This is a genomic window from Desulfobacterales bacterium (assembly GCA_029211065.1).
Classification (GTDB): Bacteria; Desulfobacterota; Desulfobacteria; order Desulfobacterales; family JARGFK01; genus JARGFK01.
Genome location: JARGFK010000005.1, coordinates 1 through 14,525 on the forward strand (window position 1 = coordinate 1; position 14,525 = coordinate 14,525).

Below are 14,525 nucleotides of genomic sequence, written 5' to 3' on the forward strand. Positions count from 1 at the left end.
TGTCATAAGGATTAAAACATACGCAAATAATTTCTTCATAAAACACCACCTCTTTTCATACCTTCAGAACACATTTTACTATTTTTTTGCTCCGATCAACTGCGGCGTCTGCTCGTTGTTGTATTGCTTGCGCGCAATGCGCTCCACCTGGGGTTTAATATAGCCGAACAGATCGTCCATCCTGATGGAACCGTCCGGGTTGACGACATCTTCGTTTTTAATGCCCTTGAGCAGGAAATAGGTGAAGAGACCATGCCCCTTTTCATCATAGGTCGAGCTGATCTGCTCACCCGAGGAAGCGGAAAGAACCGTCATATTTTTTGACAGAACCATGTTGTTCTGGATATTCATCACCAGTGGTCGGGCCCCCTTGGCGAGCACCGATCGGCCGCCCGCGCCTGAAAAACAGGAATCGAGGGCGACAATGATTTCTTTGGCCTGAAGTTTGCCGAGAGCGTCGTACAGTCTTTTCAGTGAGTAGCCGGTCTGTTCGATAAAAGACGGGTCCCCATCATAAGGTACAAGATAAGCGTCTCCGGTTTTAGGGTTCGGAGCGCCATGGCCCGAAAAATAAACAAAAATGGTGCTGTCTTTCTCAACATTATTGGAGAGCCACTTTTCAAAATATTTTTCCATGTCGCTTTTTAGCGCTCGGTCATTAATAAGCGTAACGACATTCTCCTCCGGATAGCCCATCACTTGGGAAAGATACGCCGCTACAATCCGGGCATCGTTTTCAGCAAAAGCGGCTTTTGGAAGTTCCTGGCGATATCGCTCAATACCGATGACGATGGCATAAGCATGCTTGTCGGGCGTTGATTTTTTTGCAGGAAGCGCATCGATATCCGATTTGATTATCTTTTTATTATTGCCAACTGAAGTAGCGGTGTTAACGGGAAGCTTTTGTGCGATTTTTGCTTCAGCCGCTTGATGCTTTAGCGTGTATAACAATTGCGCGAACATGACAGCGGATTCTTTTTGGTCAAACCATATCTCGGCATTGCATCCATTGATCGACACTGCGAACTGGACGTTCGCCAATGGCCCATAATCGGTCACAACAGGGTCCCCTACCGTTTCAAAACCGCAAAGGGCCTGGCTGGTATTGTCCTCAGAGGTGACTTGGAATCCTTCCTCGTTGATTTTTATAGAGGCCCTTGTATAATAGGCACCTATAGAAGGATGTCCCTCAAAAAACATTTTTATCACTTTATTTTTTGTTTCATCATACGTGACGGCCTGCATATCTTTTTCCGTAGTCCGGTGTATGATCCCTGCCCCGCACCCCTGCATCAGCGACATCAGTATAAAGAAGATACCTGCAAATATCATTTTTTTCATGGCGGTTTCCTATCGGATAATGATTTCTCTGTTCGGCGCGATGAGCTGCGGCGACTGCTCGTTGTTGTACAGTTTCCGGGCGGTTTTCTGCACCTGGGGCTTGAGGTAGCTATATAATTCCTCCACCTCTATTTTGCCGTCTTCATTGAGATCGGCCTCACCCTTGACGCCTTTCAGGAGAAAATAGGTAAAGAGCCCGTGCCCTTTGTCTTTATAGGTGGAGCTGATTTCACTGTCAGATGATGCCGTCAGGACGACCATGTTTTTGGCCGGCGTAAATGCCGTCTGCATGTTCATCACCAGCGGGCGGCTTCCTTCCGCCAGGACGCTTTTTCCGCCCGCCCCGGAAAAACAGGAATCAAGAGCCACCATGATTTCTTTGGCGGGAAGTTTGGATAGCTGTTCATACAGCTTTTTCAAGGGATAGCCGGTCTTTTCAATAAAATTGGGGTCGCCGTCATAGGGGACCAGAAAGACGTCGCCGGTTTTGGGATTGGGGGCGCCGTGGCCGGAGTAATAGAAAAACACGGAACCGCCGGGCTCCATGTTTTTCGGGAGCCACTCTTCGATATATTTTACCAGATCGGTGTAAGTGGCGTGTTCGTTGCTCAGGGCAATGATATTTTCTTCCGGATAGCCCAGCATGCGGGTGAGACACTGTTTGACCGTTGCCGCATCCGCTACGGCAAAATCGGCCTTTGGCAATTTCTGGCGATAGGTTTCGATGCCGATGACGACGGCATATGCGTTCGGGTTGGGCTTCTTTTTAACAGAAGGCAGTTCGTCGACGTCGGATTTGAGCGGAGCGGGGGCGGAAAGGGGTTCTTTGGTTGCTGCGGTTTGCGCCGCTCCCTTACGCGCGCTTCTTTCCGCCATTTCAATCACCCGGGCGGCATTGTCCTGACGCTTGGATAAAAGGAAGGCTTTGGCGTTATCCGTGTCCGCTCCCTTTTCAATCAGCAGCCTGATGGCCGCAGTCTGGCCGGCTTGGGCTGCCGAGACAAGCGGCGTACCCCCCCATCGGTCAGGGACATCAATTTCCGCCCCCTTTTCAATGAGAAGCTTCATCATATTGACGTTGCCTTTACAGGCGGTAATATGTAGAGGGGTTCCGCAGTTGCAAGTGTTCGCCCACCCGTCGCCGCAGCTTTTCATATTTAGGTCAGCTCCTTTATCAATCATAAGTCGGACGATATCCAAAGGGGCATTGTTAAACACGGCTTCATGCAGGGGCGCAAGACCGGGCGTCACGATCTCATTCACATTGGCGCCTTGACTTAAAAGGGATTCTACTTCTTTTATATCTCCGCTTTTCGCTGCTCTTCCCAACGGCGTGACAGTCGCGCATCCGGCCATTGAAACGAGTGAAAACAGAATTAAAAATAGAACTATCTTTTTCATCATTTTCCTTTTTTACCTTGTCAGGTTGTAAACTACCGTGGCTTCCGTCCAGTCACCCGGTTCCAGATGGTTGAGCCGTCGCACCAGGTCGCTGATCATTCCCGTCGATTTTGAATCATAAACCTTGAAAAGGCCTTCCTGAAACCCGAGGGGTATCAGGTTTTCCTTTTTGCGGGTGGCGATCAGCTTGATGCGTTCTTCGGCATACTTTTCCGTATGTCCGGGGAGAAACGCCGCCGTCAACCGGATGGGGCTTTCTTCCGGCGGGAACACATGGACCGTATTGGATGTTGCAAGGTTTTTAGTATGATGGGAATTGGGCAGGAGCAGGGTCACGGAACCGTCGGAAGCGATTGAAAAAATATAAATATAGCAGTCCCGGCTGGGTTCGTAAAAAATCCGGACATCTTCACCTGCCTTGATGGTCGTTTTGGAAAGATGGACCTTTACGGAGAGTCCCTCGCCTTTTTCCGGATAAACCGGCTGGATGAGGGCTTTGAGCTTTACCCGGTAAAGGGACCGGTCCTTCGGGTCCCACCCTTCCTGGAGGATTTCGGACTTTTCAACCCGGCCTCTGACCGTGGCATATACCAAGTCTTCCACCAGCTGGCTGTTTGACACCAGCGTATGCGACTTCATGAAGACGCCCACCGCCATTTCCAGGGCGTTTTTCTGGGCGTCGCGCCGGGCCCTTTCTTTGACTTCATTGGGGGTTTCGATGTCGCCGAGGACCGCCTCGCCGGTCGCCTCGATCCATAAGGGTTTTTCGGCGGAAAAGGATATGGATGAAACCAGTGACAGCAGCAGGAAAAGGAGCACGGGAATTGTTTTTTTCATTAAATTTTTATCAGTCTCAAGTTGTATGCGTATTACCAACAATTGGTTTTATACCGCTTTCCATAATAAAGTTCCGAAACAATGAATTGCGGTATAAGCGGTTGTAGAAAAAACCGTTGGAATAACGGAACGTTTTTTTGACAACCGCTATAACTGAATATATTTGAACTGCCGCGGTAAATCAAATAGAAAAGGTGGTGTGGGCTCAAAATGACAAGGAAAATTCCTCCGGCCGCCTGTCCGGGTAGATTATACCGTTTTCCATAATAAAGTTCCGAAACAATGAATTGCGGTATAAGCGGTTGTAGAAAAAACCGTTGGAATAACGGAACGTTTTTTTGACAACCGCTATACCAAGCGTTACGAAAAAGTCAGGAAATTAAAAAGAATGGTCAAATTTGGTAGATGAAGATCGATTCAGAACCAAACCGGCCCTTGATCTGCACCTGCTGCAGCGGCTCCCATCCGGGGATTTCAAACCGGCGCGACAATATCCGGCACCTTTTTTCAGTTGTTTTAATTTCTCCCCCAGGATTGCCATCTGGTCGGGCACCAGATAGCAAAAAATCACATCGGCATCCTGGAAATCGCAGGTTTTAAAATTTGCACAGAGTATGACAACATCCGCCCGCTTCAGCCAGGTGGTCAGTTTGGCCAGGGCGCAAACCAGCGGAGATATATCAATGCCGACGGCCCTTGCCCCGTAAAATTTATTTGCCTCGATCAAAAACCTGCCGTCTCCGCAGCCAATATCATACACCCGCTCACCGGGGCGAATGTCCGCCAATGCCACGATTTTACGGGTAAGGCGCTTTGACGTTGCAATAAATGGCGCACCGGTCATGATGTGACTGATCAAACTGATGGCCGTCATAACGAGGGCGGCGATTCCAAGAACGGCAAGACAGGCAATGATGACCTTGGATATAAGTGTCAGCTCGCCATAATGGGTTGCCGGTTTGCCGAATAATGCCTCTCCTGTGAATAGTTCCCACATGATACAGGTCCGGTTTGCCAGTTTGCGCGGTGTGCTCTGTTTAGAGCATTTCCGCCGTTATCGAAATAATATGCTCACACCTGTGCGGCAGCATGGCACCGTATCCCGGCAGATTGCGACGGAGCTTAAAACAGCGGCCGTGATCGTGCCGGATATGGCCGAGGCGGGACTCCCGGGCATATGGCGCAAAGTATTCCCGTCAGATCGGATGGACACATTTATGATTGAGCATTTATTTTCTTTAAACCCGTTTCCACATCGAGGCGGATCCACTTCAAAATCTCAATGTGATTGATGGGCACATCTTCAATTTCCTTTTTAATTTCATGTGTATCGAGCGTATAGGTCTGACCGTTGCCGCGATGCCGGTAAACAAAATGCACCTCCGGATTTCCCGTAATCAGCGTTACCAGCGTGCCCGCCAGATCCCCCAGCGGCTGGCGGTCCACATGGGTCAGCTGAAAAGCAACGGTGATGACGGTTCCTTTTCCCGGTTCCGATTCAATCTCAAAGCTTCCACCGGCATTTTCGGCGGCCTGGGCCAGCATGGGCACCCCCAACCCGACCCGGCGGACTTTTTTCGTCGTATAAAAGGGGTCCAATACCCGCTTTAGTTCCGCTGTTGTCATCCCTGTCCCGTCGTCGCAAATTTCCAGCGTCAAGTGATCGTTTGTCCGGTCTTCCGTTATGGAAATGAGAACATGCCGGGCCTTGGCGCGGACGGCGTTTTCCGTAATGTCCAGGATATGAAGCGACAGTTCCATCATGGTCTATGTCGTCTCGATATAGCGCCCGTCACGATTTTGAAAGGCCAGTCTTAACTCCCGGACATTTCCTTCCTTGAGAAATATCGTGGTGCACGCCCGGCCCACATCACGGATAACGTGCGCATCGGATGACGTAATCATGGCAAAGGATGCAAGTTCGGGGTATTGCCGACGGGCGCGTTTGATCCCCATGGCATGACTGATCTCCAGAGCGTCGAACTGCATGGAAGGATCGATGAATCCAAGTTGGCTGATGACGCTGTAACTGGGGCGGTCTATATGGGAAGCCACGGCAAGGCCTCCCAGGCTATGGACCAAATCGATGACATCCTGCAGGGGGAGATCGGCGGAGCCGATGAGCAGATGCCCGTTCATGCCTTCCACCTCATCCTGGGCGTTCACAATGGCCTGACACCCGAAAATCTCCTCCTGGTTGACGCCGGGCAGGTGGTCGTAAATTACGCCCTGAAGCCCGTAAAGACTTTCAAGGTCGTCAAAAAGGGCCAGCAGATGGACCTCTTCAAGGGTGGTTATTTCCATGCCGGGCAGCACGGAGATGGGTTTCCCCCCCGACAGTTTGATCACATGCGCCGCGTTTTCCGATGCGTTGTGGTCGCAGACGGCGATGACATCTAATTTTTCAGCTATTGATTTTTCAATGATCGCGCGGGGAAACATATCAAGCTCCGCGCAGGGGGAGAGACAGGTATGGATATGCAGATCACAGCGCAATGCCCTGAGCATGACCTTTTTCCCGAAAAGTGATCAAAAAAAGACCATGATCCCATGGCCCCTTATGATTCAGACGCGGCGTTGCCGTGTTTCGCCTTTATCAGATTATAAATTTTTCCGACGATTTCGAAACCCGAAAGATCCGTACCCATGACCGGAATATTTTCCTCGATGGCTTTCGCCAGTGTATCCTTGGCGGGCTCGGCCCCCTGGACCAGAACGATCCCGGCATGATCCTTCAGGCTGGCCACGGCGATGATATTCTGATGCACCTGTCGCGTGATCCAGAGGTCGCCTTCCTTGCTGTTGGCCATTACATCACTGAGCAGATCTCCCGTATATCCGTTCAGCACTTCCGTTTGCAGCCTGTTAAACCCGGAAAATACTTTTAAGTTTAAATATTTTACAATGGCAGCCAGATCCAAAGTCAGCCGATTTCCTTTCTTTTGTGAACCCGCCCCCGACTTATGGGGCAACATCCCGTTGAACGATCATTTTCAGGTGCGTTCCTTTACCGATTTCCGAGGTGATCTCAAATTCGTCAAAATTGTCTCCCTGAATCATATAACGGCCTTCGAGTATCGGCTTCTCATGGAGGTGCAAAGTTATCTTCACCCGCTTTCTACACATCCCCGCATGCCTTTTTCATACAATCGGCCGGCGGTTTCAAAAAGGATGTACTTTGTTGAAAGAACGGGAATCTCGAGTTCTTTTGCAAGACGGATGGTTTCCGGCGCAGGCTTTTTTCCGCGAACGATGATAATTGCGGCAATTTCGAGGATGTCCGCCGTACGGATGATCTGAGGATTGGTCAATCCGGTTATAAGCATGCAGCCTGGTTTCGCAAAGGTAAGGACATCGCTCAGCAAATCGGCGCCGAAGGCCGTGTTGACTTCCATTTCCAATAGATCATGGCCAACCAGCATATCGGCATCCAAAATTGCTTTTACTTCCTTCAGCTTCATGCTGATCTCCTTGCAGCCATCTTAAACTGTTTCAGAGATACGCTCATGCAAGCGTTTACAAAAAATAAATATGGCACAATGTATGGATATTACTAAATAATTTAGATATCATATACATGAGGGGCTGTCAAACAATTTATGGATTTTGAAAAATACTTTATGTAGAGGCGGCATTCGTGTTTTTGAAAAAATTATACTCCCTGTCTTTACACCCATGCCGAATGAATACAGAGTATCTCTTTCGGGGTTTCACCTGCCGGTTAGCAATGTAACTCCGCAGTATACAATTTTCTCCTTGCCGGCAAATACTCAGCGAATTTAAATCTTCACCAAATAATTAAAATGACTGATTATTGTTTATTAAAAGGCCATTTGTTATGATCATTTTAAAAAAACGGCATATAAATTGCTTAAATAATAAACGGTGCATGTGACTCAACGGAATACGCAATACGGATGGTAGATACTTCAGTAGCCGAAATGGGACATGATCAGAAATTGTGAGGCTTTATTAGCATGTTATGGTCGGATTTGACAAAGGCTCTGGCGGCACAAACATTGGTGGACGGTCCGGACTTCGAGGTTAAAAACATCGCCGCTGCGGATCTTCTGAGCGACATTCTGGCCACCGCCAAAGAAGAATTTGTCATCCTGACCGGACAGACCTCGCCCCAGGCCGTTCGCACAGCCTTTGCCGTCGGCGCCCTCGGCATCGTCATCGTCCGCGGCAAGCAGGTCCCTCTCGGGAGCATCAACGCCGCCCGTGACTATTGCATTCCCCTCGCCACCACCCGGATCAAAATGTTTGAGGCCTGCGCCACCCTTGGAGGTTTGCTTTGGAGTTCTCCTTCGTCGAAGAGTTAGTTCATCGGCTCAAAGTCTTCCAGGCCATGTCCAAGAACGTGGTGACCATCACTCCCAAAAACACCCTACGCGACGCGCAGATCACCATGCGTGATGCCCGCGTTTCGGGTCTTCCCGTCGTCAAGGACAACATCATGATCGGTATCGTGACCATCGAGGATGTCATCCAGGCCCTTGACCACGGTTATATCGAGGAACCTGTCGACCGTTGGATGACTCAGGATGTCGTTACTGTCGTATCGAATTGGCCCCTGAGCCGGGCCATGTCTATTCTGGATCGGACCCGTTTCGGGAGATTGCCGGTGCTGGACAAGGAGGGGAGCCTCTGCGGCCTGATCACACCCAATAGCATTCTCCGGGCGCTTCTCAGCGAGCTGAACCGTTTACTGGCAAGAGACGAAAAGAGTGAAGTGACGATAGAAACCCTTGAGAACGAGTCCCTGCGGCTGCAGTTTGATGTCGAGGCCGGCGATTACGACCGGGCGGGCCTGGCCAGCGTGCAATTAAAAAGGGAACTGGCCGCACGAGGCGTGGACCCTGGGCTTCAGCGTCGTGTCGCCATCGCCGCCCATGAGGCCGAAACGAATCTGATCATACACAGCACGTCGGGGGGCACCATCATCGCCGTTCTCGAGCCGGAGAGCATTCGGCTCACCGTCACCGACAACGGCCCGGGCATCGAAAACATCGAACAGGCGATGCAACCGGGCTACTCCACTGCCAGCGACTTCGTCCGGAGTCTTGGCTTCGGGGCCGGTATGGGACTTGGCAACATCAAGCGCTGCACAGATCATTTCGAGCTCAAGAGCAAACCCGGACTGGGGACGAGACTCAACCTCCGCTTCGATTTGAGACCAAGTACCGCAACGGCCACCACGGAGCAGACTGATAAGAATTCACTTTTGGAAAGGGGTTGAATCGACGATAAACTTTCCTTCTTTCCTTTCCGAACTTGAGGTTTGTTCTTTAAAGAATGCGCAAATGGGAGGCCCGCCGATATTACGATGACGTTTTTCCAGGCATCAAACTGAATCCTTCCTTTGACTTTATTGGGAGATGTCCCCGCGGACCGCTTCGCCGGCAGCCTCTATCCATAAAGGCTACTCAGCGGAAAAGGATGTCGCCGGCAGTACCCGTCAGCGATACAACCGTTAGGGTGGCAGCATCGTCCCGTATTCCAGCAGGTTGCGGTGGAGCTCAAAACAGCGGCTTAGATCGTGCCGGATATGGCCTAAACGGGACTCCCGGACATATCGCTCAAGATAATTTCGGTAGAGCGGGTGTGCGCATTTTTCAATAATAATCTTAGCACGCTGCTGGGGACCCAGACCCCTCAGGTCCGCCAGTCCCTGTTCGGTTACAACTATCTGGACCGAGTGCTCGTTGTTGTCGACGTGCGGACACATCGGCACCACCGTGGATATGTTGCCGCCTTTGGCGATGGAAGGGGCCATCAGAAAAGACAGGTAGCTGTTGCGCGTAAACTCCCCGCTGCCGCCGACCCCGTTTATCACATCCATTCCGTACAGATGCGAGGCGTTAACGTTGCCGTAGATGTCGATTTCCAAAGCCGTGTTCAGGGCGATTACCCCCAGCCGGCGGATGATGCCGGGGTTGTTGGAGATTTCCTGGGGCCGCAGGACGATACGGGGTCCGAAAAAATCCATGTTGCCGACAATCTGCTGCAGTTTTTCAACCGTGACCGTCAGGCTGGTGGCACTGGCCCCCAACAGCTTTTCCGTTGACATCAAATCAAACATGGCGTCCTGAAAAACTTCGGAATACATGGTGAAAGGGGGGATATCCGGGTGGTTGCCCAGGGCGGACATAACGCTGTTGGCCACGTTGCCGACGCCGGCCTGGAACGGCAGAAAAGTTTCCGGAATGCGTCCGGCCGCCTTTTCAGCCAGCAGAAACATTATCACATGCTCTGCAATCCGCTGTCCGGTCTTATCGGGGGGGCTGAATTCGCCGACACGATCGGGTTCGTCGTTGGCGACGATGCCGATCACTTTTTTAGGATCCACAACCGCATAGGGCCAGCCGATCCGGGTCAACGGATCGTAAATATGAATCGGCGTTCTTCGGGGCGGGGGCGGCATGATAAAGATATCCGCCATTTCGTGCAGCCGTGGGGACTGGCGACTGTTGATCTCGATAATCACCTTGTCGGCATGTTTCAGATAGGTGGGTGAAGCGCCGATGGAGGTGGTCAGATACACGCGTCCGTCCGGGGTGATTTCAGTGGCTTCCACCACCGCCAGATTGATCCGGCCGAAAAATCCGGAAGCGACTGTCTGGGGAACATGCGACAGGTGCATATCGACATATTCCACTTCCTGGCGGTTGATCTGATCCCGCAATGCCGGCGCGGACTGATAGGGAGCCCGCCAGGAGATGGCTTCGGCCGCGGCCAGTTCATCGTCGATGCCGCGGTCCGTGGACGCCCCGGTAAGAATGCGGACCCGGAAAGCGTGTCCTTTGGTGTGTTCTTCGCGGGCTTTTTGAGCCAGTGCCCGCGGGACCGCCTTGGCCGCGCCGGCCGGAGAAAATCCGCTGAATGCGACCGTGTCGCCGTCTTTTAATCCTGCGACGGCCTCTTCGGCGCTTATAACAGGGAAAACACCATTAGCCATCATACAAGGCACCTCCGTTTATTGAACTTTAATTGAACTATAATTTGTCATTTACTGGAATTCAAGCGGATTTTATCCGTAAGGATTTTATAAAAGGCTCACGCCTAAAATCCAAAAAGACTATAGAATCTATCATTGAATCTCAAGTCTAACTGTGTGGTTGACTTCCAAACTTATTGAGAAGTTACAGCTAAAATAGAAAAAACAGGGTTGTCGGACAGTCTGATATAGGGGAATTCCAGTCGATTCATGGCTCATCTTGCGTTCGGAATCAACAACCAAAAAATAAAGACTACAAGGCTGAAAGAAACCGCGGTAACCATCAGGGACTGTTTCCAGCTGAATTTACAGCCGTGGACAAGGCCGACGGCAATCAGCCACCATTTCCAGGGTTCGGTGAGCCAGACAAAGTAGGGGATCCAGGAAGCCAGGAGGGTGACGCCTGAAGCAAAGGCGTAGATGCTGAAAAATCGGGTAAATGTCTGACATCTTCCCATGGTTAAAAGGACCGCCAGGTAACCAAGAGATGATGCGATCAGCGCCATGCCTACGGCATTGACAAACAAGATGGCGCTCATTAAACCGGGTTGGACGTACGTATTTACAAGCAAACTTGCCCCTGTGAAAAAGAGGCTGGAAACAAGCAGAAACCCAACCGGTCTTTTCAAAGCCGACTCCGGGGGAAGCTCACCAAAAAATTTACGGGGCTCCCCCAACAGCCGGGTCAAAGTTTTAAAATATAATCCAAGGGTAAATTTGTCTGGTTGTGTGTCCGTTTCAAACACTTTTAAAAAAGACCTATTTTTGCCAAGATACCCAACACCAGCATGAGCAGTGTCATTACAAAGAAAAAATTACGCTCTGTATTTTTGCTGAAGTATAGTTTTCCGTTTTGGTAAAACCGCATCTTCTCTTTATCCGGTTCCTGTTGCAGCGGCGGATGTGTCATGATTTTAATTCCCTGTATGGTTGAAATTCAAAAAACACGCAGCGCCTAGAAACCGGACATCCCGGCGAATCCCCGCAAGTTCCAGTATACGGCTGTAAAAAGCAGCAGGACGATATTGGCGACAAACCACAGCGGCAAACCGATCCTGAGGTAGTCTTTGGGCTCCAGATAACCGCTGGCATACACGATGGCGTTGGGCGGCGTGCCGATGATCAGGCAATACGCAAAGGAGGACGATATGGCGGTGGCCATCGCCATAAAGGGCAGAAAGGCAGTGCCGGGGTGTACCAGGCCGGCCATGTTCAATGTGATGGGCCCGACGGCTGCTGCTGCCGGACCGTCCGCCATCAGGTTGGTGATGATGGCGGTAATGCCGTTGGAGGCCGCCATCAGCGGCAGGCCGGCATCCATTCCCAATGGCGCCAGGAAATCAATGGCGGATCTGGCCAGCCAGTAGGCCGCACCCGTGCCGTCCAGGGTCCGGCCGAAGATAATGGCGCCGGCATACAGCCAGACCACGCCCCAGTCGACTTTTTGCTGGTAATCTCTCCAGTTGACGACCCCCGTAAGCAGATAGGCCACGGCGCCGGCCATTGCGATGACGCCGATACCCAGCCGGACCGGATAGATGCCGAGTTCATAAAATCCCTTTTCCGTAAACCATCCGAATACCATGATAACGAAGATAATCAGGGCATAGATCTGTTTGCGGTTCCAAGGGCCCATCTTGCCGATTTCATATCTGAGCTGATCCATGGCAGGGGCCAGAGAAATCACGCGGGGTTTAAACCGCCAGTTTAAAAAAAACCAGGTAATCGGAATCATAACGAAGAGGAAAGGGAAGCAATAGGTAACCCACTGAAAGTAGCCGATGTCTATTCCGAACATATCGGTAAGATACGTCATCATGATTACATTGCGGGCGCCGCCCGACGGTGAGCCCATGCCGCCGATATTACATGCCATGGCAATGCCGATCATCAGCATTTTCCCCAACTCCGGGTCTTCCGGGATTTCATCGGTCAGGCTGTTCTGATACAGCAGCATGCCGATGGGAAGAAACATGGCGGCCAGGGCGTGGTCGGAGATAAAAGCCGCCAGGGGGGTAATGATAATAAAAAATATCAGGGTGATCCATTTGGCATTGGGAACGGCCAGCTTGCGGAACATTACCAGGCAAACCCGTTTGTCCACCCCGGTTATGACAAAGGCGGCGGCGAACATCAGGCTGCCCATGATAAACCAGCAGGCGTCATCCCAGTAAAGCATGGCGACCTGCTGCCGGGTGACGACACCCCCAAAAACAAGGATCAGCCCGATAGAAAAAGCAACCCCTGGAAGCGGGATGCATTCGGTTACAAAGCAGATCACGACAAATGCGCCCATGGCAATGGCCACCTTGATATGCCAGGCGCCGACATCCGCGGCCTTGCGATCTTTTTCCGAAAGGTTTTCATATTTGAGGCCCTGGCGGCGAAGTTCCAGGCTTTTATTTGCGATGCTTACATAATCTTCTTCGCTGACATTATCTTTGATATAGGTTTTGGCGCGTTCAAAATTCTTTGCATCAGCCTGGATTTTATGCTGGTTGGCCCATTTGACATCTCTTTTTAAAAACCGGGCTTTTTTCAAAGCCCCCATTCGCATGTTTTGCTCAATGACCTGGGCGGCAAGCAATTGCCATTGTTCCACATCCGAACCGGGTTTGTTAAAAAGCGACTGGGTGATAAAATCAATCACGGCCTTGGGACCGACCTTGTATTCGGTGGCCACATCCTTCATGCCGTAAGGCGTGGGCATCATCAGAATGCCGATGAGGACCACAATGGGAATGATAAACAATTTCCAGTCCACATATTTGTCATATCCGGTTTCCTTTTTCTTCTTTGCTGCGGTCATTTTATTCTCCTTAAAGATGAACATCCTCAACAGATCGGTTGTTTTTATTCATAAGCTGCGTATGCGCGCATGAAATAAAAACCTTTCACAACATAATTCGCGCCATTTCAAAAAAGAGCTCCTGTTCTCTGACAATGCCGATGACTTTGCCTTTGCTCCGTACAATCACCCTTCGGATCTGCGCGCGGTACATGAGGTCGGCGATTTCCATCAGGTTGGTATCTTCATCCACGCTGGGCGGGGATTCGGACATGACCTCGCCGACTTTTTTAGCAGCAAGCGCTTTCACCTGAGTGGTAAACAGGCCGCTCCAGAACATCGGCGAAAATTGCATGCTGTCCGCCATGGAGGGCTTGGGGGCGGATAAATAAGCCGGTCTGACCGCATCGATCAGATCCAGGATGCTGAGGATGCCCACCAGTTCCTTTTTTTGATCAAACACCAGCAGGGAGCGGTGGCCGGTTTCCATGACGCGGCTGCTGGAAACAAATCCTTCAAAAGAACGCCTGAGCTGCTCGATGGCCTCTTTGACGGTGTTATCCGCCGTAACAATGCTGTAGTCGTCGATATGGATCATGATGTCGCGGGCTCTTTTTTCTTGCCTGGGAATCTCTTTGTGCCTGGACGCATAGGCGTCATTGATCTTGGCCGCCAGCAGGTCGATGTCACACGGTTTGCTGAGGTAATCATAGGCTCCCGCAACCAGAGATTCTTTGGCGGAATCGACGGCCCCATGACCGGTCAGCATAATGACCTGGGACTGGGGACGGATCTTTTTAATTTGCGCCAGGGCCTCATGGCCGTCCATTCCCGGCATTTTGATGTCCAGGATAACGACGTCCTGGGGTTTTTCCTGCAACATACGAATGGCCTCTTCACCGCTGGCCGCCATGGTTGTCTCATACCCTTTTCTGGTCAGAATTTTTGAAGTTGACGCCCTAAACTGCTCTTCGTCATCAACCATCAGTACGCGAATTTTATCCACCATTTCCGGTTTCTCCTTTTTACTTTATCGTCTCAATTTGGATGTATGCCGACGCCACTATTTATGGCGCTTTTCCCTCGAATAGTAAGAAAAAAGGGGTCAGGTGTCAGGAGTCAGAGTTTCTTGGTCACCTGTCACCTTACATCATTGCC

At 50.9% G+C, this 14,525-nt stretch carries 16 protein-coding genes; 2 read left to right on the forward strand and 14 right to left on the reverse strand.

What is annotated here, in order from left to right; genetic code table 11:
* Window positions 1–78: 78 nt before the first annotated feature.
* From P1P89_02080 to P1P89_02120, 9 genes are all read right to left on the reverse strand, one after another.
* A complete protein-coding gene (locus tag P1P89_02080) occupies window positions 79–1,341 on the reverse strand; it encodes a caspase family protein (protein ID MDF1590277.1) in 1,263 nt (420 codons plus the stop codon).
* A gap of 9 nt (window positions 1,342–1,350) precedes the next feature.
* Window positions 1,351–2,745 (reverse strand): ankyrin repeat domain-containing protein, encoded by a 1,395-nt coding sequence (locus tag P1P89_02085; GenBank protein MDF1590278.1) that lies wholly within the window; start codon window positions 2,743–2,745, stop codon window positions 1,351–1,353.
* 9 nt (window positions 2,746–2,754) lie between these two features.
* Window positions 2,755–3,579, reverse strand: coding sequence for a DUF4384 domain-containing protein (locus tag P1P89_02090; GenBank protein ID MDF1590279.1), 825 nt, complete (start codon window positions 3,577–3,579; stop codon window positions 2,755–2,757).
* A gap of 379 nt (window positions 3,580–3,958) precedes the next feature.
* A complete protein-coding gene (locus P1P89_02095) occupies window positions 3,959–4,576 on the reverse strand; it encodes a class I SAM-dependent methyltransferase (protein MDF1590280.1) in 618 nt (205 codons plus the stop codon).
* Window positions 4,577–4,794: 218 nt separating this feature from the next.
* Window positions 4,795–5,343, reverse strand: a complete 549-nt coding sequence (locus P1P89_02100) for a sensor histidine kinase (protein ID MDF1590281.1) — start codon at window positions 5,341–5,343, stop codon at window positions 4,795–4,797.
* 3 nt (window positions 5,344–5,346) lie between these two features.
* The gene (locus P1P89_02105; GenBank protein MDF1590282.1) at window positions 5,347–6,087 is read right to left on the reverse strand and encodes a PHP-associated domain-containing protein; all 741 of its coding nucleotides are present in this window, start codon (window positions 6,085–6,087) and stop codon (window positions 5,347–5,349) included.
* Window positions 6,088–6,137: 50 nt separating this feature from the next.
* Window positions 6,138–6,500, reverse strand: coding sequence for a hypothetical protein (locus tag P1P89_02110; GenBank protein MDF1590283.1), 363 nt, complete (start codon window positions 6,498–6,500; stop codon window positions 6,138–6,140).
* A gap of 40 nt (window positions 6,501–6,540) precedes the next feature.
* Complete coding sequence (locus P1P89_02115) at window positions 6,541–6,690, reverse strand: hypothetical protein (GenBank protein ID MDF1590284.1); 150 nt, start codon at window positions 6,688–6,690, stop codon at window positions 6,541–6,543.
* Window positions 6,687–7,040: a DRTGG domain-containing protein gene (locus tag P1P89_02120; GenBank protein MDF1590285.1), complete on the reverse strand. Its 354-nt coding sequence runs from the start codon at window positions 7,038–7,040 to the stop codon at window positions 6,687–6,689. Before P1P89_02120 ends, P1P89_02115 begins: the two co-directional genes overlap by 4 nt.
* Window positions 7,041–7,556: 516 nt before the next feature.
* On the opposite strand from P1P89_02120, the gene P1P89_02125 reads away from it, so the two are divergent.
* Window positions 7,557–7,904, forward strand: coding sequence for a hypothetical protein (locus P1P89_02125; GenBank protein MDF1590286.1), 348 nt, complete (start codon window positions 7,557–7,559; stop codon window positions 7,902–7,904).
* A complete protein-coding gene (locus tag P1P89_02130) occupies window positions 7,877–8,821 on the forward strand; it encodes a CBS domain-containing protein (protein MDF1590287.1) in 945 nt (314 codons plus the stop codon). The genes P1P89_02125 and P1P89_02130 overlap by 28 nt, the downstream gene beginning before the upstream one ends.
* A 234-nt stretch (window positions 8,822–9,055) precedes the next feature.
* On the opposite strand, the gene P1P89_02135 is transcribed toward P1P89_02130, so the two are convergent.
* The 5 genes from P1P89_02135 to P1P89_02155 form a co-directional block, all read right to left on the reverse strand.
* A complete protein-coding gene (locus P1P89_02135) occupies window positions 9,056–10,543 on the reverse strand; it encodes a succinate CoA transferase (protein ID MDF1590288.1) in 1,488 nt (495 codons plus the stop codon).
* A 251-nt stretch (window positions 10,544–10,794) separates the two neighbouring features.
* Window positions 10,795–11,325 carry a YIP1 family protein gene (locus tag P1P89_02140; protein ID MDF1590289.1) on the reverse strand — a complete coding sequence of 177 codons (531 nt, stop codon included), beginning with the start codon at window positions 11,323–11,325 and terminating at the stop codon, window positions 10,795–10,797.
* A 2-nt stretch (window positions 11,326–11,327) separates the two neighbouring features.
* Window positions 11,328–11,489, reverse strand: coding sequence for a hypothetical protein (locus tag P1P89_02145; GenBank protein ID MDF1590290.1), 162 nt, complete (start codon window positions 11,487–11,489; stop codon window positions 11,328–11,330).
* A 45-nt stretch (window positions 11,490–11,534) separates the two neighbouring features.
* Window positions 11,535–13,388 (reverse strand): DASS family sodium-coupled anion symporter, encoded by a 1,854-nt coding sequence (locus tag P1P89_02150; protein MDF1590291.1) that lies wholly within the window; start codon window positions 13,386–13,388, stop codon window positions 11,535–11,537.
* Window positions 13,389–13,473: 85 nt separating this feature from the next.
* On the reverse strand, window positions 13,474–14,376 hold the full coding sequence (locus tag P1P89_02155) for a response regulator (protein MDF1590292.1): 903 nt from the start codon (window positions 14,374–14,376) through the stop codon (window positions 13,474–13,476).
* Window positions 14,377–14,525 lie beyond the last annotated feature (149 nt).